The sequence below is a fragment of the Puia dinghuensis genome (assembly GCF_014642875.1).
GTDB lineage: Bacteria > Bacteroidota > Bacteroidia > Chitinophagales > Chitinophagaceae > Puia > Puia dinghuensis.
In genome coordinates, this window is record NZ_BMJC01000001.1 from 210,480 (window position 1) to 233,385 (window position 22,906).

17 protein-coding genes are annotated in these 22,906 nt (G+C 50.7%); 12 read left to right on the plus strand and 5 right to left on the minus strand.

What is annotated here, in order from left to right:
- Nucleotides 1-25: 25 nt before the first annotated feature.
- The 9 genes from IEY39_RS00645 to IEY39_RS00685 all read left to right on the plus strand — a co-directional run bounded on the left by IEY39_RS00645 (nucleotide 26) and on the right by IEY39_RS00685 (nucleotide 13,024).
- A complete protein-coding gene (locus tag IEY39_RS00645; protein ID WP_188927500.1) occupies nucleotides 26-1,546 on the plus strand; it encodes a RagB/SusD family nutrient uptake outer membrane protein in 1,521 nt (506 codons plus the stop codon).
- 12 nt (nucleotides 1,547-1,558) lie between these two features.
- Nucleotides 1,559-4,945, plus strand: coding sequence for a VCBS repeat-containing protein (locus tag IEY39_RS00650; protein WP_188927501.1), 3,387 nt, complete (start codon nucleotides 1,559-1,561; stop codon nucleotides 4,943-4,945).
- Nucleotides 4,946-4,949: 4 nt separating this feature from the next.
- Entirely contained in the window at nucleotides 4,950-7,169 is a 2,220-nt protein-coding gene (locus IEY39_RS00655; RefSeq protein WP_188927502.1) for a CRTAC1 family protein, read from the plus strand.
- 34 nt (nucleotides 7,170-7,203) lie between these two features.
- Complete coding sequence (locus tag IEY39_RS00660) at nucleotides 7,204-9,165, plus strand: alpha/beta hydrolase-fold protein (RefSeq protein ID WP_188927503.1); 1,962 nt, start codon at nucleotides 7,204-7,206, stop codon at nucleotides 9,163-9,165.
- Between the two features lie 7 nt (nucleotides 9,166-9,172).
- On the plus strand, nucleotides 9,173-11,140 hold the full coding sequence (locus tag IEY39_RS00665; RefSeq protein WP_188927505.1) for a family 43 glycosylhydrolase: 1,968 nt from the start codon (nucleotides 9,173-9,175) through the stop codon (nucleotides 11,138-11,140).
- 133 nt (nucleotides 11,141-11,273) lie between these two features.
- Nucleotides 11,274-11,501, plus strand: a complete 228-nt coding sequence (locus tag IEY39_RS00670; protein WP_188927506.1) for a hypothetical protein — start codon at nucleotides 11,274-11,276, stop codon at nucleotides 11,499-11,501.
- Nucleotides 11,502-11,505: 4 nt separating this feature from the next.
- On the plus strand, nucleotides 11,506-11,916 hold the full coding sequence (locus IEY39_RS00675; protein WP_188927508.1) for a putative toxin-antitoxin system toxin component, PIN family: 411 nt from the start codon (nucleotides 11,506-11,508) through the stop codon (nucleotides 11,914-11,916).
- Between the two features lie 318 nt (nucleotides 11,917-12,234).
- On the plus strand, nucleotides 12,235-12,591 hold the full coding sequence (locus IEY39_RS00680; protein ID WP_188927510.1) for a hypothetical protein: 357 nt from the start codon (nucleotides 12,235-12,237) through the stop codon (nucleotides 12,589-12,591).
- A 136-nt stretch (nucleotides 12,592-12,727) separates the two neighbouring features.
- Nucleotides 12,728-13,024, plus strand: coding sequence for a hypothetical protein (locus IEY39_RS00685; RefSeq protein WP_229688709.1), 297 nt, complete (start codon nucleotides 12,728-12,730; stop codon nucleotides 13,022-13,024).
- 192 nt (nucleotides 13,025-13,216) lie between these two features.
- Here IEY39_RS00685 and IEY39_RS00690 read toward each other — a convergent pair whose 3' ends face one another.
- The 5 genes from IEY39_RS00690 to IEY39_RS00710 form a co-directional block, all read right to left on the minus strand.
- The gene (locus IEY39_RS00690) at nucleotides 13,217-13,390 is read right to left on the minus strand and encodes a hypothetical protein (protein WP_188927512.1); all 174 of its coding nucleotides are present in this window, start codon (nucleotides 13,388-13,390) and stop codon (nucleotides 13,217-13,219) included.
- Nucleotides 13,391-13,658: 268 nt separating this feature from the next.
- Nucleotides 13,659-14,183 (minus strand): hypothetical protein, encoded by a 525-nt coding sequence (locus IEY39_RS00695; RefSeq protein ID WP_188927513.1) that lies wholly within the window; start codon nucleotides 14,181-14,183, stop codon nucleotides 13,659-13,661.
- A gap of 74 nt (nucleotides 14,184-14,257) precedes the next feature.
- Nucleotides 14,258-15,469 carry a relaxase/mobilization nuclease domain-containing protein gene (locus tag IEY39_RS00700; RefSeq protein WP_188927514.1) on the minus strand — a complete coding sequence of 404 codons (1,212 nt, stop codon included), beginning with the start codon at nucleotides 15,467-15,469 and terminating at the stop codon, nucleotides 14,258-14,260.
- Nucleotides 15,403-15,846, minus strand: a complete 444-nt coding sequence (locus IEY39_RS00705) for a plasmid mobilization protein (RefSeq protein ID WP_188927516.1) — start codon at nucleotides 15,844-15,846, stop codon at nucleotides 15,403-15,405. The genes IEY39_RS00700 and IEY39_RS00705 overlap by 67 nt, the downstream gene beginning before the upstream one ends.
- A 695-nt stretch (nucleotides 15,847-16,541) precedes the next feature.
- Nucleotides 16,542-16,874 (minus strand): hypothetical protein, encoded by a 333-nt coding sequence (locus IEY39_RS00710; RefSeq protein ID WP_188927518.1) that lies wholly within the window; start codon nucleotides 16,872-16,874, stop codon nucleotides 16,542-16,544.
- Nucleotides 16,875-18,301: 1,427 nt separating this feature from the next.
- Here IEY39_RS00710 and IEY39_RS00720 point away from each other — a divergent pair.
- The 3 genes from IEY39_RS00720 to IEY39_RS00730 are packed head-to-tail and all read left to right on the plus strand — an operon-like array spanning nucleotide 18,302 to nucleotide 22,327.
- Nucleotides 18,302-19,858 (plus strand): hypothetical protein, encoded by a 1,557-nt coding sequence (locus IEY39_RS00720; protein WP_188927522.1) that lies wholly within the window; start codon nucleotides 18,302-18,304, stop codon nucleotides 19,856-19,858.
- On the plus strand, nucleotides 19,855-21,543 hold the full coding sequence (locus IEY39_RS00725; protein ID WP_188927524.1) for a hypothetical protein: 1,689 nt from the start codon (nucleotides 19,855-19,857) through the stop codon (nucleotides 21,541-21,543). Before IEY39_RS00720 ends, IEY39_RS00725 begins: the two co-directional genes overlap by 4 nt.
- A gap of 25 nt (nucleotides 21,544-21,568) precedes the next feature.
- Nucleotides 21,569-22,327, plus strand: coding sequence for a hypothetical protein (locus IEY39_RS00730; protein ID WP_188927526.1), 759 nt, complete (start codon nucleotides 21,569-21,571; stop codon nucleotides 22,325-22,327).
- The last annotated feature ends 579 nt before the right edge of the window (nucleotides 22,328-22,906 follow it).

Sequence of the window (22,906 nt, forward strand, 5' to 3'; positions counted from 1 at the left end):
AAATAAACCTTGAAAATACAATTATATGAATCAAATTATTAAAATATCGCTGGCGGTAACTATCCTTGGTACTGCCGCCGTGATCGCCTGCAATAAAAAATTGAACTACTCCGATCAGAACAATCCTACTACGGACAGTTATTTTAAGACGGCCGCCGAGCTCCGTAATGGAGTGGATGCCGTGTATTCGAGCCTGCACAGCGCGAACCTCGCCGGTCGCGAATGGTTCTTCACCCACGATATGCGGGGGGGTGAGACCGGTTCGGGCGGCGCGCAGCTCGAGGCGCCGAGGGCCGAGCTGTTGACGCAGCCTTCGCCTTCTCCGTCGAACGCCGTCATGACCAGTGTCTGGACGGGGACTTATGAAATGATCAACCGGGCGAACCTCGTCATTTCAAAGGCTCCCGGTGTCAAGGACGATCCTGCCTCGGCGGCTGTGATCGTCGGGGAAGCCGAATTCCTGCGGGCATGGGCTTATTTCGAACTGGTCACGATGTGGGGTGATGTACCGCTTTATACCGTACCGGTTACGTCGGTAACAGGCTACAAAGGCAAGACACCGGCCGCCGACGTATATACGCAGATCATCAGCGACCTCACCGACGCCGCTGCCAAACTGCCCAACACGCATTCCACCGATGGCCGGGCCACCATGGATGCGGCCAATTTCCTGCTGGGCAAGGTGCTCATGCAGAAGGGCGATTATGCGGGTGCGAAGGCCGCGTTGTTGAAGGTGTATGGAAAATATTCGCTGATGAGTAATTTCCTGTACAATTTCGATGGCGATGTCAAGCTGGCGTCCAATACCCTTGCGACCGGCCATGAATTCAACGCGGAGTCCATTTTTGAAATAGTCTTCATCGACAAGGGTGACGATAATTTCAACTGGGGCTATACGGGTGAGGGTGCGACGGCCGATGAAAGCGTCATGCGCAGCCAGGAGTATGGCATCGTATGGGGTAATGTGGTCCCTTCCAATGCGATACTCAATGAATTCGAGGCGGGTGATCCACGGTATAAATTCACTTTTTACGAGTCCGGTGACAATATCCTGACCTTTGCCGGGACGCAGGCCGGCACGCCGCTGACGGAAAGTGGCATGAACGTGGCGCCCAGCAACCATAACGGGACCATCCAAAGGAGAGTTTACCGAAAATATTCTGTACTCGACTGGACCAACGACGGGTTTCATCCCGACGGGCTAAATTTCCGGATCATGCGCTATGCGGAAGTGTTGCTGATGCTGGCGGAATGCGAGGCCGAGGTAGGAACTCCCGCGCAGGCAGCCATCTATATCAACCAGGTGCGTAGCCGGCCGAGCGTGAATATGCCGCCGGTGACGCTGACCAACCACGATAACGCCATACAAGCGGTGATGCATGAAAAGGCGGTGGAGATGGCCGGGGAAGAAGTGAACAACATCGACATGCTGAGATGGAGAGCGAAGGGATATTATCCATCGCTGCATCCCGATCCAAAGCCGGGACAGGTCGCCCTGTTCCCCATTCCGGCCAGTGAGACCTCGGCTAACCCGATGATCAAATAAACGTGTTTGTTCATGATGTCACATGAGGTCTGCAAATATCACCGCCTGACGCTGCTTTTCATGGCGGTGATATTTTTTTCCGCCTGCCACCACATCCGGAAGAACAGCCTTTTTACAAAGCTGCAGCCGGACGAATCCGGCATCCATTTCCGCAACGATCTGAATGACGTCGATTCTTCCGTGTCCTTTATCAACGAATTCGGATATATGGGCGGTGGGGTCGGCATCGGCGATTTCAATAATGACGGCCTGAAGGATATTTTTTTCACCGGCAACCAGGTGAGCTGCCGCCTGTATATAAATAAGGGCAATAACCAGTTTGAGGACATCTCGGAAAAGGCGGGAATAACGACGAATGTTTGGGCCACCGGTGTGAGCATCGTCGATATCAATAACGACGGCTATGACGATATCTACGTCTGCGTCCTGGGAAAAGACCTGCTTCATCCCGCCAAAAACCTGTTATTCATCAATCAGCGTAACCTTACGTTCAAAGAAGAGGCAGAAGACTATGGGCTGGCTTTCTCGGGCTATTCCACCCAGGCGGTGTTCCTCGACTACGACAAAGACGGCGATCTCGATATGTACCTCGTCAATTATTTGCTGGGGACCCATACCAACGCCATCGTTCCCCGCAATCGCAGTGGCGGGTCACCGGCCAATGACCGGTTATTCAGGAATGAAGGCTATTCAAAGGAAAAAGGGCATCCGGTGTTCACGGATGTTACCTTACAGGCAGGTATCCGGGAAGACGGCTACGGTCTTGGCGTTACGGTCAGCGACTTCAACAATGACGGCTGGCCCGACATCTACGTCGCCAACGATTTTCTCTCCAATGACGACCTGTGGCTCAACTGCCGCAATGGAACCTTCACCAACGTCATTAGCCGGAGCCTGCAGCACCAAAGCTATTCCAGCATGGGAGCGGATGCCGCGGATATCAATAATGACGGGCTACCGGACATCATAACGCTGGACATGCTGCCCGAATACAACCGGCGAAGAAAAGAGTCTTTTTCCTTTATGAATTACGACCGGTACCAGGCCGAACGGCAGATGGGTTACGAACCGGAGTTCATGCGGAATATGCTTCAGTTGAATAACGGCATCGTCCATGCCGGCGACACGGGTATCCCCTTTTTTAGCGAGATAGGCCAGCTGGCGGGTATCGAGGCGACAGACTGGAGCTGGAGCGTGCTGATCGCGGATTTTAATAACGACGGCTGGAAGGATATCCACGTCACCAACGGCATCGGCCGGGATTTTATCAATGCCGACTTCCTGGAGTTCAGCAGCAGGATATTCGGCAGCAACAAGACCCGGCCCGAACAGGAGGCCCTGATCAGGAAGCGGCTGGCGGAACTGGATCATGTCAATCTTCCCAATTACCTGTTCATCAATCAGCATGATTACACCTTTTCGGACGTATCTGCGGATGCGGGTATCGACGAGCCTTCCATGTCCAATGGCGCTGCATATGTGGACCTCGACAACGACGGCGACCTCGACCTTGTCGTGAACAACATCGACAAAGAAGCCTTCGTATTTATCAATAATACGGTGCAAAAGGGAAAACCGCCGGAAGCACATTTTTTAAGCCTGAACCTGGCAGGCGACACGCTCAACAGGCATGGCTTCGGGGCCAAGGTGTATGTATACACCGGCGGCATGGTTCAAATGCAGGAAGAGAACCCGGTGCGGGGGTATTTTTCCTGCGTCGACCGGAAATTGCTGTTTGGTCTTGGCAACAGTAAGCGGATCGATTCCCTCACGGTGGTCTGGCCCGATAGTGGTCTTCAAACGATGAGGGATATCCCGGCAGACACCCTGCTCACCTTGTCGTGGGCAAATGCCGCCAGGGCCCGCCCGGCGCCGCCGGCCGATTCGAGGCCTATCTTTTCAGATATCACCGCTTCATCCGGCATCGTATACCGACACCAGGAAAACTCCTTTAACGATTTCGCGCTTCAGCGGTTGCTGCCGCATAAGTATTCCCAGTTGGGGCCGTTCATTGCTACCGGCGATATCAATAAGGATGGCGCCACCGACTTTTTTATCGGCGGCGCTTTCAATTTTTCCGGCAAGCTCTTCATGCAACAGAAAGACGGATCATTTACGTCGAAGAACCTTGTCGACAGCATCAAGATGGAAGAGGACATGGGATGTATACTATTCGATGCGAATGGGGATGGCCATCCTGACCTGCTGGTCACCGGCGGTGGCTATCAATACGAGGAAGGCTCTGTATATTATAAACCGAGACTGTATCTCAATGACGGAAAAGGAAATTTCAGTCTCAGCAAAAATGCCATACCGGACAGTGTAAGGACCATTGCCGGCTGCGTTGCGGCTGCGGATATCGACGGTGACGGCGACCTCGACCTGTTCATCGGCGGGCGGGTGTCCAAAGAATATCCGTTGTCGCCGCGAAGTTATATTCTCAGGAACGATAAAGGCGTGTTTACAGACGTTACGGCAAAAGTGTGCCCGGCCCTGGAAAGGGCCGGCATGGTGACGGCGGCGGTGTGGATGGATCTTAACAACGACAAATATCCGGACCTCGTAGTCACCGGCGAATGGATGCCGGTGCGGTTCTTTTTGAATGAGCGCGGCACGCTGAAGGAAGTGACGGATGCCATGGGCCCGGCCAATATGCACGGCATGTGGCGAAGCCTCGTCGCCGCGGACGTCGACAATGACGGCGACCTCGACCTCGTTGCCGGCAATCTCGGAAGTAACTGCGACTACCGCGTCAGTCCGGCCACGCCGATGGAACTGTTCGCAGCGGACATCGACGGCAACGGCAGGATAGACCCCATCCTTTTCTACTACATAAAGGACATGGACGGTGTCCGGCGCGAGTATCCTGCCTTCGGCAGGAGCCAGCTGGCGGCCCAGGCGCCCACCGTAAAAAAGCGTTTTTTGCTTAATGAAGATTATGCCAGGGCGGGATTTCGGGAGTTGTTCCCGGGCCGGACGAAGTCCGACGTTCTCAGCTTCTATTGCGATGAGACCAGAAGCTGCTGGCTCGAAAACACCGGGAATGGGAAATTCATCAAGCATGTCCTGCCGATGGAGGCGCAATTCGCTCCCGTCAATGCCATTATCTGCGAGGATATCGATAAGGATGGATATAAGGATCTCCTGTTGGCGGGAAATGATTACCAGACTGATGTTATTACCGGCAGGTATGATGCGTCCTATGGCTGCTTCCTGCGCGGCAGTCGTAAAAAAGACTTTACCGCAGTGCCGCCGGCGCAAAGTGGCTTTGTATTGAAAGGCGATGTAAAAGACCTGGCGTTGATCAGCCTCGGCGGAGATCGACGAATTGTCCTTGCGGCGGTGAATGACGATAGTTTGCGGGTATTCAGAATCAATGTTCAAAACCTGAAAAAATAAGGGAATGTCTTACCGTACGCTGCTGTTTTTTGTACTTCTAGGCCTGGCTTCCTGCAAAGACAAGCCCCTTCCCAACCAGGAAATGATCGACTTGCTGAAGGCCTCGGCGAAACTCGATCATAACCATGAGAATGTTTTTTCCCCCGAGGCCATGATAGAATACTGCGATTCTGTTTTACGCAAAGACCCTGGTGAAGAAGCTGGAAGAACCGCGCTTCACCGGAAAGCCAATGCATTATTGCAATTGGGCGAAGAGCAGAAGGCGATAGATATCTTACAGGGACTGCTGGATCGGATTTCTTTAGGCGCTATCGACCAGCGACAGGCGATCATGAAGGATATGGCCATCGCCTGGTTACGGTTGGGCGACAGGACCAATTGCATCACCAACCATACCGCGGAGTCTTGTATTTATCCAATTTCGGCAGGTGGAGTACACCGCGATAAGACAGGGGCCGAAAAGGCTATTGACCTGTATAAGGCGATATTGGTGGACAATCCTACCGATCTCGAGTCCAGATGGCTGCTGAATATCGCGTATATGACTACCGGCGGTTACCCGGAAGCCGTGCCGCCACAATTCCTTTTGAAGGTAAGGGACGACGATAGCATGCACGCGGTAAAGCCTTTTCGTAATGTAGCGATGAACATCGGTTTGAATTATAAATGTATTGCCGGAGGCAGCATCGTAGATGACTTCAACAACGATGGCTATGATGATATTGTCCTGAGCAGCTGGTCGTTGACCGAGCCGATGCGCTATTACCGGAATAATGCCGACGGGACTTTTACAGATGTCTCGGATTCTTCGGGCCTGGGCTATCTCACCGGAGGGCTCAATATCATGCAAACCGACTATAACAATGACGGCTACAAAGATATTTTCGTATTGAGAGGAGGCTGGAAAGGAAAGTTCGGAAAGAATCCTAATTCCTTGTTGCGGAACAATGGGGACGGAACGTTCACCGATGTGACCAAAGCCAGCGGGTTGCTGTCTTTCCACCCTTCGCAAACCGCTACCTGGGCGGACTTCAATAACGACGGGTGGCTCGATGTTTTTATAGGTAACGAGACGACCCCTGGTGAAGAGGTACACCCTTGTCAGCTGTTCATCAATAACAGGAATGGGACATTTACCGAGATGGCGGCAAAGGCCGGCTGCGCCGTCACGAAATTCGTAAAAGGCGTCACTTCGGGAGACTACGACAACGACGGACGAATGGATATTTTTCTTTCCACGATGAATGGGAACAAGATCCTGCTAAGGAACGAATCGGATAAGAACGGCGCCATAAAGTTCAGGGATGTAAGCCAACAGGCCGGGTTGACCCATAACCTCACCCGTACATTTCCCACCTGGTTCTGGGATTACGATAATGACGGCTGGCCCGACATCCTCGTGTGCGGGTATGAGTTTAACCAATCCCTTTCGTATTATGCGGCGGCGGAGGCGATACAGCTGCCGATAGGCAATGCCGGTAAGGTCTTTTTGTTCAGGAACAACCATGATGGAACATTCGAGGATGTGTCCGCAAGGGTGGGGTTGAACAGCACTGCCTTTGCGATGGGGGCCAATTTCGGCGATATCGACAACGATGGATACCTCGATTTTTTCCTCGGCACCGGTAACCCGCAACTCAAATCGGCCGTTCCAAACAAGCTGTTCAGGAATATGCGGGGCGAGCGCTTTTTGGACGTTACTACCGCGGCCCGGGTAGGGAATATACAAAAGGGCCATGGCGTCTCCTTTGCCGACCTGGACAATGACGGCGATGAAGACATCTACATCAAAATGGGGGGAGCCTATACGGGTGATGCATACGAAAATGCTTTGTATCTGAACCCTGGCCAGAATACTAATCACTGGGTAAATGTCTTACTCGAGGGCAAGGTATCGAACAAAGCCGCCATCGGCGCGAGGATAAAGGTAACATTCATGGAAAATAAAACCGAGCGATCGGTATTCCGGGATGTCAACTCCGGCGGCAGCTTCGGTTCCAACCCCTTGCGCCAGCATATCGGCATAGGGCAAGCGACGTCGATCGGGCAGGTGGAAATATATTGGCCCGTGACAGGGAAAACGCAGGTTTTTCACCATCTGCCCATCGACACGAACATCAGGATCGTCGAGGGGGACACCACATTCAGCACCTACCGGCTTTCCCGGCTCGATTTCCAATCCGGGGTGAAAAAATTGATCAGTTGCGCCCCGGGTAAATTTTGATAGCAATTAAACCACTCCAAAATAGATCATCAGAATGAAACAGATCGCAACAAGCCTGTTGTTGGCTATAATGCTCTTGACGAATCATCGTTTGTTTGCGCAAGATCCGAAGGCGCCGCCGGCCGGCTTCGATTCCTTGCGTGCGGATATTCCACATGGCCGCATCGATACCATACACTATGCCTCCGCTACTGTCGGCGCGACACGCAGGGCGCTTGTCTATACTCCGCCGGGGTATTCCCGTCAGAAGCGCTATTCCGTTCTATATCTCCTGCATGGCATCGGTGGCGACGAGAAAGAATGGCTGAATGGCGGCAAGCCCCAGGTGATCCTGGATAACCTGTACGCCGAAAACAAGTTGCAGCCGATGATCGTCGTACTCCCCAACGGGCGGGCCATGAAGGACGACCGGGCCACCGGCAATATCATGGCGCCCGACAAAGTACAGGCCTTTGCGACATTCGAGGGCGACCTGTTACACGACCTGATCCCATTTATCCAAAAGAATTATCCCGTCTATGTCGACCGGGAAAACCGGGCTATTGCCGGTTTGTCCATGGGAGGCGGCCAGTCGCTGAATTTTGGATTGGGCAACCTGGCTTCATTCGCCTGGATCGGCGCCTTCTCCGCGGCGCCAAATACCAAAAAGCCCGAAGAGCTGGTTCCCGATGCCGGAAAGGCGCGAAGTGAGCTTAAACTGCTATTCATCACCTGCGGTGACCACGATGGCCTCATCAGCTTCAGCAGCCGCACCCATGATTACCTGGCCGCGCACGATGTGCCCCATATCTACTATATCCAGCCGGGCTTTCATGACTTCAAGGTCTGGAAGAGCGGCTTGTATATGTTCTCTCAACTGTTGTTCAAACCGGTGGATACATCCACCTTCGCCGCTTACCTGGCCGCCTCTACCGGGCCGCCTGCCTCAACCAATGTGCCGGGAATGCAATACCCGCAGATAGTGCCGGACAACCGTGTGGCCTTTCGTATCAAAGCGCCCGATGCACAAAGAGTCCAGATCGATCTGGGACGGAAATACGATATGATCAGGGATACGGGCGGTTATTGGGTATTGACGACCGACCCCATTGTCGAAGGTTTCCACTACTATTCCCTGCTGATCGATGGACTCGCCGTCGTGGACCCTGCCAGCCAGACCTTTTACGGGATGGGCCGGATGGCCAGCGGCATAGATATTCCCGATTACGACGGTGCATTTTACGAGGCCAGGCCGGTGGCGCATGGACAGGTGCGGAGAATCAACTACTATTCCACCATCACCCGGTCGTGGCGAAGGGCCTATGTCTACACTCCGCCGGGCTATGACAACGAATCGGGCAAGCGATATCCGGTATTGTACCTGCAGCATGGGGCAGGGGAGGACGAAACAGGATGGAGTACCCAGGGTAAGATGGATTTTATCCTCGATAACCTCATCGCGGAAGGCAAGGCGACACCCATGCTGGTGGTGATGGACAGGGGATATGCCACCGATCCAAGGCGGCCTGCCGCCAATCCGGCCGGTAACAGACCCGGAGCAATGAATGGCAACGTTTTCCCGGAGGTGCTCGTCAAAGAGATCGTCCCGATGGTCGACAGTGCATTCCGCACCCTGCCCGACCGGGACCACCGCGCCATGGCGGGGCTTTCCATGGGCGGTTTCCAGACCTTCCAGACCACTATGTCGAATCTCGACAAGTTCGCCTACATCGGCGGCTTTAGCGGGGCCACGTTCCTGCAGCCGGGTACGGACATCACCCAACTCTACGACGGGGCATGGGCCGATGCATCGGCCTTCAATCAAAAGGTGAAACTGCTGTATCTCAGTATCGGCACCGCCGAACCTGCAAGAATGTACACCGGCATCAAGGGCCTGCACGAGGCCCTTGAAAAAGCCGGCATCCGGCATGTCTATTACGAGTCGCCCGGCACATCCCATGAATGGCAGACCTGGCGCCGGAGCCTGAGACAATTTGCGAGCCTTATTTTTAAATGATCATGCTATGAGAGTCATTGCCGTATTCTTAGTCGTTTCCATTACGCTGGCACCCTGCCTGCTGGCGGGATATGATGGCCGCGACCCGCGGGCGGACATGCCAGCCAATTATAACAATGTCAATACTTACGTCAATCCCGTATTGCCTGGTGACCATCCTGATCCCACCTTATTGCGGGTAGGAGACGACTTCTACCATTGCGGTTCCTCTTTTCATTTTAATCCCTACCTGCCGGTATATCATTCGAAGGACCTCGTGCATTGGGAGATCATCGGCCGGGTAGTGCCTCCTGCCGTTGCCGCTTCATTTGTAGCCGACCGGCCTTCGGGCGGTATCTGGCAGGGAGCCATCACGTATTTCTATGGGTGCTATTGGGTCTATTTTTCGTCGGGCGGACAATGGTTTTGCAAGGCAGGCTCGCCTTATGGCCCCTGGTCGGCGCCGGAACGCGTACAAACCAACCCGGCAACCGGCAACCTTGGGTACGACAATTCCATTTTTGTGGATGATAACGGCAAGCCCTATATGGTGATCAAGAACGGGCAGAAAGTAAACCGTATCCAGGCCCTGGGCAAGGACGGACAGCTTACCGATACGGTGATCAATCTCGATTGGATCAATGCTAACTTGCAATACAGCTGGGCCGAAGGTCCCGTGATGTGCAAACGCAACGGATATTACTTCTATTTCCCCGCCGGGGATGTTACCGGCGGACAGTATGTATTGAGATCAAGGAAGCTCACCAGCGATTCCACCAGTTGGGAGCGGCTGGGGAATTTTTTCCGGTCCGTTACCGATCCCGATGCCGGATTCCGTCGGCCCAACCATATTTCAGCGCCGCTGCAACTGGCGGATGGCAGTTGGTGGACATTGGGGCAGAGCTACGAGAAATATGCTGCCGACGACTGGGCCGGCACAGGCCGCCAGACGTCTTTGTACCCTGTCGAATGGGAGGGCGACCGCCCCTGGGGGATGGCGCCGACGACCCAGCCCATTGTACGGCCCAACCTGCTTCAGTCGGGTATCCTGTGGCGAAGCGTGCGGGGTGACGATTTCGATAGCGGGCAGTTAGGTTGGCAGTGGCATTTCCTCAGCCGGAAAGCCGCGTCGGGCTATTCGCTGAATGCAAGGAAAGGCTGGGTGCGGCTTACGCCTGATAGCGGCAGGACACACGTGGTGCAGAAAGAAACGGACCACTATTACACTGCGGTAACAAGGGTCGATCTCGATGCGGCCGATACAACTGCAAAAGCCGGTATCTATCTTACCAATGGCAACCAGCACGAGGTGGCAAGGTTGTATACGGGATATGACAACGGCAAGCGGATCACATTCCGGTTGGATACCGCTATCCGCAGTGTGGTCAACACCGCGGGAAATATCGTTTGGTTAAAGTTGGAAAGAAAAGGACACGCCCTCAGCGGCTATTACAGTGATGATGGCATCCGATGGCTCTCGCTGGGGCCTTCTATAAGTGCTGCCAACCTCGATAAAGAACAGCCAAACTTCAATTCCTGGGTCGGCACGAGTGTAGGATTATTTGCAGAAGGCCGGCCAGCGGACTTTGATCTCTTCACCTGCAAGGACGCTTTTTCTCCGCTGACGGCGGCCGGCTATGCCAATTATTACGGGGTCAGGCCTGTGGGCGAAGGGGAAGGCAAGGTCGTCACCAACACGTCGCCGCTTGGAGGATGGCTGATGATCTCCGGGGTGGAGACGGGCCGCCACGCTGCGTCGGCCGTGGAAGTGATGGTTTCCGCCCGGGCAGCGGGCACGATCGGGATATGGCTCGATGATTTGCAGCACGGTGCCCACATAGCCACGATACCCGTAACGGCAACGGGGGGAGAAGACCAGTGGAGAGCGGTGAGGCAGCGGGTGACAAAATTCAAAGGTCATCATGATGTGTTCATCAAATACGGGACTGGGGAAGCGGGATCCATCTATATTCGATCATTGAGGTTTATAAGGTGAGGTTGTTAGAGGTTTGGCGATACTCTGCGGCCCTGATTGACCACGTTAACCAGGCCTACTTCCTCCGATTAAAAGTAGATTTATAAAGTCATCAAAATTTCGGTAAATTTGTATGAATCGAAAATGAGTGTTTATGGCTGAAGTTAAGACCAAGAAGGAGACCATTGACGAGATAGTTAGGGAGGCAAAGAAGCTCGATAAATTGGAGCTTCAGATCCTGCTTGCAAAGCTCAGGGTAAGGAAAATGCGCAAGGACGGCGTACGCCCCGCTGCTCGTCCCCGCAGAGGTGTAAAACCGCCCTCCATGGAAGAAATCGACTTGTGGAAACACGAATCCCGGAAGGCCCATGCGGGTAAATAGGTTTGTGCTTGACGCCAACATCTGGGTCAGCTACTTAATTACGGAAACCGAACAGAAATTAGTCGATATTATTGTTGATAATGATTTGACCATTTTTCGATGTGACGAGCTGCTTGTGGAAATTGCTCGCGTCTTAAACTATCCCCGGTTAAAGAAATACGAAGTTGATATTCCTTACGCACTAAAGGTGGTGAGAAAGGCCACTGCACCTTACGAACTTACTTATCCGATAAAGCGATATATCCCAACCGATAAAGATGACGACTATTTGATCGCGCTTGCACTTCAAACCTCAGCTGGTTTCATTACCTCTGGGGATAAAAATATCCTCTCGGAAAAGGCAACGCTGGAGAAGAAATTTAAGAAGTTGAAAATTCTTACCAAGGCGGAATTCGAGGCGATGTTTACAAAGTAAGTATACCATATTCTTCCACTCAGATATACACGCTGGACGCGGCTTTTCGCGAAAATAAAAATGGGACAAGTGACTTAGTTGTCAACTTGTCCCATCAGGTGATCCCGCTGGGACTCGAATTACGTTGAATATCTGATTTTCAATCAATTGAATACGTATGGCGATTATGCCTGGGTACAAGGATAGGTACAGGCATGGTTTGTACTCGGTTGATGAGGGGATGCAAAGAACTGAGGTTGCAAACTTAGGTTATTTGTTTAAATTGTTGCATGGGCGTTGGACAACACCATGGATGCAAATTAAATTGGGACAATTTTTATGATCAATCAAAAGGATAAAAAGAGGATAATTACTTATGGACCTTCGGATTTGAGAAATTTTGAAGTCTTGGCTTATGAATGGATTGACAATTTATGCTTTACAATCGATCCTGCGGAATGCCTCGAAAACGCGGAAGAATATTTAGCAGTAGTACGTGAACTCTTTCTAACAGAAGGCTGGTATGGCGACGGAAATATTGAATTAATGTGGATACCGCCATTTATGTTTGAGGGCCCCAGAACAGATCTATTTACACTCGGGGTAATCGTATGGCATGTAAAACAACGGGAAGATGGAATCTCTTGGATCTTGCATCCAAAAGGTATGTTCGAGAATTTGATCACAAACGAATGATGTATTTAGTTAGCTTCAACCAACAATTACCCAACCCCAATCGTTTATGGCTTATAAATTGACCAATCCGCCAAATGATCTAAGAGCAAGAGATTTATGGCTCCAGCACGCAGCAGGGTTCATAATATTTCAAGACATGAGAAAGTATGCCATCGACAGAATCCCTGCCAATACAGACGATAATACAAAGGAATTAATTACAAACGGAATCGATGACGCTGTGTATGGACTAATGATGATCCTCGACGGGGTTACAGGAGGATTGCAAAATGACCAATATGCTGTTTCTATGGAAAGCATTATTAAACTGAAGAGAAATGGGGAAACAATACAGGAAATCAATACCTTCGACGGCGATGGAATGTGTATGGGATTTCATGGCTGGAAGGAGAATGATTTCGGTGACAATGAACTGACCGAAAAAGAACCGTAGCATTCGGGACCGGTGATGGTTTAATTTTGTTTAAATATTGGTACTTATAGTACTAATGTGGAGCTAAAATTAAACTAAATAACCCCCCGCTGTGGGCTATATTCGCAGTCAGGAGATAAATGGGGTTCGTATGTTCGTAAAATTGGCTTGTGCATGAATCATGCACAAGCGAAAAAAATGAACAAACTAAAGTCAATGAGGTTTTCCAGAAAGTTTGGCAAGGTGAGAATAAGGAGAGGTCAACTTACCTGCTTCATCTAAAATGTCAGCGCGCACCAATGAGCGAAGGGCTTCCTCTTTTGAAACCTTTTCCTGGAGCTGTTTTTGGGCCAACTCGATCAATTTATTGAAGTCTTTTTTTAGCATGTAGATGCGCAGAAAGGATTCGGACTAAAACGGCTCAATGTCCTTTCGGACGAATTTCAATTTAACCCGATGTAGTATCCGGCTACTTCTTGACCTTTTTTGCAGTACGACGGGCCTTTCGCTTTGGCCGGGGCGCTCTGGTTATTTTTCCTGTTGCTTTATAGTCCGCGATAATTTTGCTCATTATCCGGCGATCTTCGTCGGTTACCACATGGGGTTCAACTACGAAATCCACGCCTTTGGGTTCTCTGATGTATCCCATAATATCTCAATTTTTAAAATATCTGTTAATCAATTTTGCAGCTGCGTCCGCGTAAATGACCATGCGATGCCCTCCGACATGTACGGCCTGCAACGTTTTTTCATAGTGGGCAATTAACCGGGTCTTTGAGAAAAAGGATAGAAAGCCTTCATATCCTTTCTCCAACGATTCTTTGCAAGCAAAAGCTACCAGATTGCCTGGGACGCCTTCATATAGTTTCGGTTTGCCGAAATTGAAGGGGGCGCTTTCGATCAAGTGCATAAAAAAATGGTCGCCATAATCGCTTATACTTATAAGCCCTTGTATGATGTTCGGATTGCCTTCAATGGTCAACTTATACGTTGCTCTGTCAGTCAATTTGGCCTCAGATTTCCAATCAAATTTCCACCCGGCTTTCTTGGTAACGCTTTTGAGATCGGCTTTTGTTACTGGCAACACTTCCGTTGGAAAACTATCTCCGGAGATCGTGTTTGTAATGCTGTTCGTAAGCCTATCTACCTCAATATCAATATAATATTTTGATTCTTTCACCTACGCGAATTTACTAAATATCTTCTCATTATTCGAAATAAAATGGCTTTTCTAGTATCTGGGAAACATGCTAATTAGTGCTTATGACGATGTCCTAAATGCTGATCCTGCCCAAATTGATCGGGGACAGCCGGCTGAGTGTGGAGGACGGCGGAAAGGACCTGGGGGACATTGGCGCTGAAGCCGGTGTCCTGGTGCAGTTTCTCCTGCTGGCGCTTCTGTTTGGCGGGCCGCTGGCGGCTGGCGATGGCTGCATTGAAAGCGGCGGTTGTGTACTGCTGACCCAGGTGTATGCCAGTGACGGCTGTACGCGTTTGGTGATCGATGAATATCTGATCATGCGGGTTTCGGCCATTGGTCGGCGGGCGGACGATCTCAATGCCGTCGCGTTGTAACCGGGAAACCAGCGAGGGTAAGCTCGGGTGCTCCTGATCCAGCGTCCAATCGAGGCGGGATTTGATGGTGACGCAATGTTTTTCCCGTTGGCTCCAGCTTTCTGCATACTTCTTATCCAGCTTGCTTTGGGTAGGCCTGCAGGGCAGCTGGGAGGCCATGATCGGCGGGCTGAACCGGTTGCCATGGTCATCCAGGGCCACATAATAGAGGCCGTTGTATCGCCGGGTTTTGCTGCCGGGGCCACCGGTTTCGGCCGTTACATTGTACCCGCGAAGGATAGCGTTGTATTCGGCCAGATCGGTGAAATGATAGTGCTTCATGACGGTGGCAACGACGCGGTTTACGGCCTCGGAAACCGGCTCGGACGAGGCCGGATCGAGCCTTTGGGTTGACTCAGGGATAGGGGCATTCGTGTTTTGCCGGCGCCGGGAAGGGATCAGACTGAACTCTGCTTCGATGGCCTTACAGGTCGGTTTGGATAGGTCGACGCCCATCCGGTGGGTATTGACGCGGCTGCCGTCGGGCCGGATCAGCGACGAGACAATATGAATATGGGGATGGTTGGCATCGTGATGACGGTAGACCAGGTAGGGTTGATTTTCCATTTTAAGGCCCTGCATATAGCGGTCGGCAATGTCGGCCAGCTCCTTATTGAAGAGCGTTTCTTTGGGCGAAAAGTTCAGCGTGGCGTGAAACATTTTCACTTGTGAACGGCCGTTCAACTCGTTAAGCCGCTGGAACCGGCGGAGCTTATCATCGTACGTCAGGCGCTCTTTGCTCTGCAAAAAATTGCCTGTATGGATGCATTCGGCCTTGCCTTGTGCTACTTTTTCTTCGTTGTAGGCAAGGGGTTTGGCGATGCTTCTAACGGTATTGATTCGCGCGACCATAGTTCGTAAGCTTTTTCGATTGTGGTGGAAATGGTGTCGATCTGCTTGTTCAGGCGGGTCTTGTCCTTTTCGTTGACGAGGATCCATTGCTGGAGATCGGGCAGATGCCGGAGGGTACGGAGGTGACGGACAACCTGGTCAAAATTGCCGCTGATAGCCTTGAGTTCGGCCTTCAGCTGCAGCATGCCCTTCTCGAAATCGTCCAGGGATTGGTTGTGGTAGTGTAGGACTTTGGGTTCGCTTAGCAGGGCCTTTCGCGCATATTCGCTGGGATTTTTGGAGGCGGATTTGCGTTGAAGGGCTTCGACGGCCTGGTGTTCTTCTTCAGTCATGCGGATTTTTAGCCATTTGGTTCGCTTCGTGTTTGTCTTGTCCATACTGATATTCTTTTATCGATCGTTAAAAATTGCGGGTTGAGGCCATCAGCCGGCGGGCCGTGCCGCATTCCGCGTGGTACATTCAGACACCTTGCTGAGCTTCGAGGGTAAGGACATTTTTACGCGATTCCAAGGGTGCCGGACAGAGAAGGGTATTTTCATGCTTGTTTACGGGATATTCGATGGGTGAGGCCGCCAATTGTTAGAATAGGGTAATTCTGACGTTCAGGGCTACAGTATCCGGTAGAATGGAACCCTGGCGTCCTGGGCAGACAATGAACGGCGGATGATGGGAGGTTGGCGGGATGAGAAAATGGAAGGGGGAAAGCGGGATTGTCGCGGGGTAACCTTCGCTTCTGAGGCGTCGGTTCGTGCCAGGTCGGGAAGGCTATTTCGACGGCGGTCACAAGGTTTGCATTAGCCGATGGGGTAGGGTAGGCCGGTTGGGGAAAGGTCCTTTGGATGTTCCTTAACGTCTCGGCGAAACCGAAATGTGGCACATGCTGGCTGCAAGAAATAATTGGGGAGGCCGTTCTTTTCGGCGGAATGCCGATGGCATTGAGGCGGTCAAGCTGATCAATAGGATTGACCTTGCCAATAGAGAGATGTTCCATACTTCACAATTTCACAATCACACGGTAAAGATAGGACGATAAAATGTAATTTCCATCTTCTGAGGTGTGATCTTTGTCACATTACCAGATGGCGCCGGACCGGGAACCGCATGTGGTCATGAGCAGATCGATGCGGTAGAGCACGATGTTTCGGAGAATTTTCGACCGGGTTTCCTTGAATATTGCACACGCGAGATCCAGCACACCGCCTTTGAGTCTGCCGTGACTCAACCGGAATTTATTCGTTTGCTTATCGACATAAAGCCGGCCTGCCTCATTGAAGGGCGAGTTAAAGATGGCTATTCCCTGACGCTCAACAATCCCGCCGGGGTATCCTAAAATATCCATATAGGTCTTGACGCAAAGGTTGTTGACCATCGCCGCCTGTTCTTTCATCGTCGGTTGCTTTTTCATGATCTTCTTTTTTGAGGGGATTGAAAAATTAAACCGATGGCTCCGGCGGGATGGCTGGCCGAATGCCAAGGAGGATCGGAATAAATGCTGCGGGCGATATGGATGACTGTCCGATGCTGCTGAAGCGGACCCCGATGACCAGGATTTGTACTGCGCCGTTTTATGCCGAAGTTCCTTGGCGAGGCCGGACAGGAGCCGAACTTTGCGGGGTATTTTTCAATCCTTCCAGGCGAAAGGAACGGGCTGAAATAGGTCTTACGGCAAAACATTCTGGCACCGGCAACTGAAAAGATGTTGAGGCCGGCAATGCGCATAAGTAGCGTGGGGGGTGCAGCGACCGAGCCCCGGTTCGCACGAGCGAAGTGAGGAACATTTGCGGAGCGCAGCGGAGCAAATGTGCGAATGCGGGATCGGTGGCTGCACTCGGGCCCTAGTGTCTTCTGGCTTGTTGGCGCAGGAGGGCTGCGGCGTAGCCCAGCACCAGCGGACCGACCTGGGCCGTAGCGGCCTGAGCCGGCGAAGGCTGCGGAGGCTGGGAGGGGAGCGAGAGTGCGGGCGAGTAAGCAGCTCTCCGGCGCCACCCTTCGGGGAAAGTTAAATCACCCGTGAGGACAAGATGCTGCAATCTTTCCTTGCATCTTGTCCTCACGGGGTGGCAACGGTGATCTTAAGCTGATGGATATTCAGTCGCTGATCGCCGGCGGCAGCTTTCCTTTTGGCTTATGATCTTGGGTCGAAATATCTGGGCGAGCCTGGGACGGTAGCGCGGAGGAACGACAAGCGGACGGGACAGGACCGCCACCGCCGCCATGTGCCCGGCAGTGCTGCGCGGGGGAGCCTGACGCCAGGAGGGCGCCGCGCAGCTACCCGCGGTCGGCCCTGGTTGTTCGGCCGCAGCTTGGCGGAGGCCAAATCATTAGACAAGCTGCCGGGCACCGGCAGGTGGCGGACGAAATGAGGCAGCGGGTGGACGGGGAGATGATGCGGCGAAGCGTACTGCGACGCGGAAGGAGCGAAAGGAGTTGGAGGGAGCGAAGCGACTGAAAACGAGTGTAGCGAATGACGGTCGCAGCGCATGATCGGACCGGACACGGGAGTTGCCCGACCGGAGGCCCCTGAAGCGAAAGAACCGTGCCAGAGAAGCGTACCTGTATGCGGACCGCAGCGCAGCGACGAAGGAGCGAAGCGAGAATCCGGCATGCAGGCGGACACGCTGTTGCGTAGCCTGCGGAGCGACAGGGTGTCCGAGCCTGGCACGTGTTCTTGCCAAAGGGGCCGGAGGGAGACCGCTTTTCCTGTTATAGCTTTCCCGTTTGCGACAATTTCTGTTTGAGATGGTTATTGGCTCAAAATGCTAGATTTAAACTCGTTTCATGATTTATGTGTTATCCGGGCGCGAGTCGGCCGGATGATGTAATTTTGTATAAATGAAGCCTAGATATCCTAATCGCAGTGTTTTAAGTATAATAAGCGCAGATGGATCGGTCATTTCCCCGATTGCAACGGGGGGGATAGATCAAGTGTTCCCAATCTTGTTTGTCTATGTAAAGCCTGTTCCAGACTTTATGGAGGCGAATAAATTTTATTGGCTGGAGAGGCCTCGGCCTTCCGTTCTTTGGCCAGAATTAGGTATCAGGCATTGGCTGGCATTTGGCCATGATGACACGATTGCCCAAAAATACACAGATCTTTTAGCCTCGGGCTACCTGGATGCGGACAAGTCAAGGCTGGTTCTTCCTAAAATATCCAATGGAGTAGCGGAAAACGATGATCTGTTGCTTTTTTCTGAGTTGAAGGCTGAGACCTTGGTTTTACTGGATCGGGGGAAAATGCCACCGGCTTTTTGTCACGAGGAGAATCTTGCGGCGTTGTCAGGTTATTTATCCAACAATAAGAATATCAAAGCCATAAACCCGCCGGGGTTCTTCGCACCCAATTTCCTATTTGACCAGCTTTCAAAGAACATCATTGGGTATCGTCAGGTCCGGTCTGGTCATCTTTCATTCCGTGGAGTTCGGACGACGAGGATAGAAGGGAAGGGAAGTACAGAGCTAACCGGATTTTATCAACGCAATTTCACCGAAGACGATGAATTACTTGCTCTTGTCAGCGAAAGGGAAGGGCAGGAGATCGGAAGGTCGGGGATCAATCCTGCTACGGGGCTTTTCAAAATTTCACTATCAGAGCCTTCCATTAACGGGATCATGAAGATCGAGCGTAAGGGGAGTCTCATCTATTCAAAAAATTATGCGTTATTACAAGGTATCACGGGCACGGTCAATTTCGTCGAAAAGACGTTCACGGATGCGTATGGCAGAGAATTTCAATTGGATGGAAGCGCGATCGTACGGCCGGAAAAACTGAAGCCTTCCTCCTGGTACGGTCCGATCTATGCCGATGAACGGACGGGCAATATTAACCTTTCGGATAGATTTAAAGGCTTGTTGGATTACCTGGGCCCGCGTGTTCTGATTGCGGATCCCTATTTCATTGGCGAATTCCGCAGAGATGATACAAATAGCGACATCAAGCTAAGCCGTTGCCAGATTGCCTTCCTGGCCGCATTGCTACGATCTATTATAGATGGCTCAGTAAGCGAGGTTTATATCCTTGGATTTAATACAAGAGCTAATTCGGTTGAGCGCAAAGGTAATTCTATGAATCCTACAAAGACGGAGAACCGTTTCAAACAATATAAGGAGGTGCTTGACCATATTTGGGGAAAGAATAAGCTTAAAACTTTTAAAAGCGAATTCCGGATGGAATTTCTCAATAACAAACGGGATTTTCATAACCGGTATTGGTTTGGATTGACTATCGATAACGGGATTCGTGATTTGAATAAATGTGTTGTGGTAACTAATAGTGTTGGAAATATTTCCGAAGTTGATTTTTATCCCGTGGAAGAGGAGGGGCAATTGCGCGAGTTGACCGCACGATTTCTTGATTTTTTCAACAATTGTGATTCTGAGCTAATCGTATGACAATACAAGAATTGTTTGGCACCATCCAAGGCATTGTTAACGCTGGTAACGAAGTAGACTGGCTGATCGTCAGGAAGTTGGCGGAACAATTTCCAACTGATAATCGGGAACGATTCTCTTTTATCAAAGAGGAAGAAAGAATTGATGAGCCATTCAGGTTTAATCAGGGTTTCGTGACAATAGAGGACGTCGAGTTCGATGAATTCAAAAGCTTACTGCGAAAGGTGATCCAAGATAACAGCGAGAACTTGACAGCGCTCGGCAATTTGTTCGTGCTTCAAAACCGCGTTAGTGGTCCATATTCAGAAAATGAGGACTTGACCGAATTTTTCAAAGGCGAAGTCGGAATTGACAGGCTTCCTTTACTCTTTGAGACTTTGATGAAGTCGCTAAACGAACAATTTTTTGCGCATACCAGCATCGATCGGGATACCGTTCTAACCACCGACGATTGGCTTAAGTCTTTTGGGCATTCCGCTATGGCCGGCAGAGCGCACGAGGTGTTGGTCGCCGTTTTATTACTTATTAGTGAAGATATTCAAAATGGCGTCGACTTCCGCTATGTGCGTCAAATGAAACCGTCGATAAGAGCGGTGCTTTGTGACTTTTGGGGAATGGGTATTTCCATGGCGCCGGGCGAAGTTCAGGCGGTTATCACAGAGGGGAAGGAAGTTCCATTCCTTGCTGCCTATTTGATAGATAGAAGTAAGGGAAGATTCGCGATGCCGGATTGGATGGCGCTGGATCGTATTCGAGATATGTTCCTGGATTGGAAACGGACGGGCAAATATCTACTGGAACAGGTTCTAGGTGGTCGCCAGGGATACGGGACTCCGGGAGTTGGTCAGCAAACATTGAGTAATTTTGTGCGTTTGGTGGTTTCTGAGGTATTGATCAGCGATTCTGCCGATTCACTGGCGTGGATCGATGGTTTGGAGTTTCCTGCCGATATGATTGGAGTATTTTCTTGTATTTCGGAAGATGGAATAGCCTATAGCAGCATTCCTGTGCCTGTCAAGCAACGGCTTTTTCAGGTGGTACTTAGGGGCATAAAACAAATATTGGGTGAGGTCGACGTTTTTCTTGGGGAGAATGAGGGTCATGAGGGCCCTTCATACTGGGCCTTGAGCGATCCTAAATTTCAATTGATGTTGTGCGGATTGCTGGTTTTGTATCTCGATGTCGGCGACGGGGATAGCCGTAAACAATTCAAGCACCTCTGTTTTGAAATAAAATTTTTGTTTTATGGAGCTTATAAGACAAGCTCCTTGGCGAAAAGGCTTGCAGAAATGCTGCTGCTGACTGTGCTATCTGCAGACGAGTTTACTACCGAATCCGATGAACTGTTCTCCGGGTTGGATATTTTGCAGAGGGATATTGTGGATACAATCCTTGTCCCGTATGTCCATGAGATCGAAAGGGAAGAGGAAATTTGGAATCCTGAATTTGAAGGTGTGGTTGGAATGGTGAGAAGCGACAACCTTCTGGTTAATGATGCGCTGGCAAGAATAAAGAATAGTGTTCTTTTCTCCAAATACAACATTCTTTTCACGGCGATAGAGGAGATTGCGGTTGCCCGATGGCCGTATATGGACGGTCGAAAGGTGCCATTCCGGGAGACGGGGCCGGGGAAAGGAGTTAATACAAGTTTGAAGAAAAAGAATCGAATGAATAAGAGCGAGTAATTGTTTAAGACACCATATTTGTTACATGTTAACTGACAAGCGAGACCTCCCATTGGAAACGCTTCAACAATTTGTAAAATTGAAGCAAACTTGCGTGGATATCGGGATTGGATATTCAGGGATAATTACAGTGCAACACTCGGATTTCTACATACGTCTGCATGATCTTACCGCGGGGGGGCGATTTTCATATACAATCGAAAATCCGCAGATGGATAGTAGCAAAAGATCTGTCGTTTTTGTTGAATACACGCCGAGGCATGCCTCAGATAATGGAAAGTATAATGCGATAATTGAAATCGGATCAGTCGAGCTATCAATTTATCGGTGGCTTGATCTGATTATTGCCTATTATAACGTTTCTCTTGACCCGACCGATCGTTTCCTTGAAACGTACCAGGAAGAATTCCGCGAGGAATTTTCATGTCTGGACGAAGATGCCGATGTATCTCCCTTTGGCGATGTGCAGCAGAAATTGCTGACCTGGTGGTTAGAGGCTATTGAAGAGGTAGTTGTGGAAACAGATGCGCCCGAGGATAGAAAAAGTGCGATCGTTACCGATATTAAGGAATTGAAGCAGAGAATTCCTTCTTTGACTAAGAATCAAACGATAAAACTGCTTTCGAGAATTTTTGCAAAGATCAAGTTGACCGGACAAAACACGCTGATCGTTGTAAAACAAGAGGGTCCCAAGGTGTTGGTTAAACTGGCAATTGAAAGGGGCGTTAAATTTACTCAAGACCATTTGCCTCAAGCATTGCACTGGATAACTTCACATTTGTAAGATTTGTGACATCACCTTTTTCATAATTACACTGGGGTGCTGAACCGGAGAATCGAGGAAGCTCGCCAAATCCAGAAAGATCAAGAGTGAAAAGATCCGGAATTCACGCGGCCCAAAGCTGTTCGAAAGGAAAGGGACATGGGGATCGAACACAGTAAATCTTAGGTTTATTGCTTGAAATGTTGATCTTGGATTTTATCCAAGACTGGCTAAATTCAATTGCATCATTCATTATCGTAAGAACAATATAGGGAATGACAAGCAAAATGAAGAGTCATGGCCGTAGCAGTTATAGAGTTTATCCATTTTTGCACGTGGCCCGTTATTCCGAGGATCGCCGATACATTATTTGCTAAATAATGGACTATAAGCGATTTATAACTTCAGAATTAGAGTTAACAGACTTGCAAGGTGTTCGATTGAAGTCCCCTCACTACCACCAAAAAGGGGAACCGCATGGTTCCCCTTTCTTTAAATGGAATGGCTTTCTCCTCATTACCAACTCATTGTGTGCAAACTCCGGTATAACGTATGGGATTCGATAGACGCGATCATGGTCTGAGGGGGTTATCGAACACC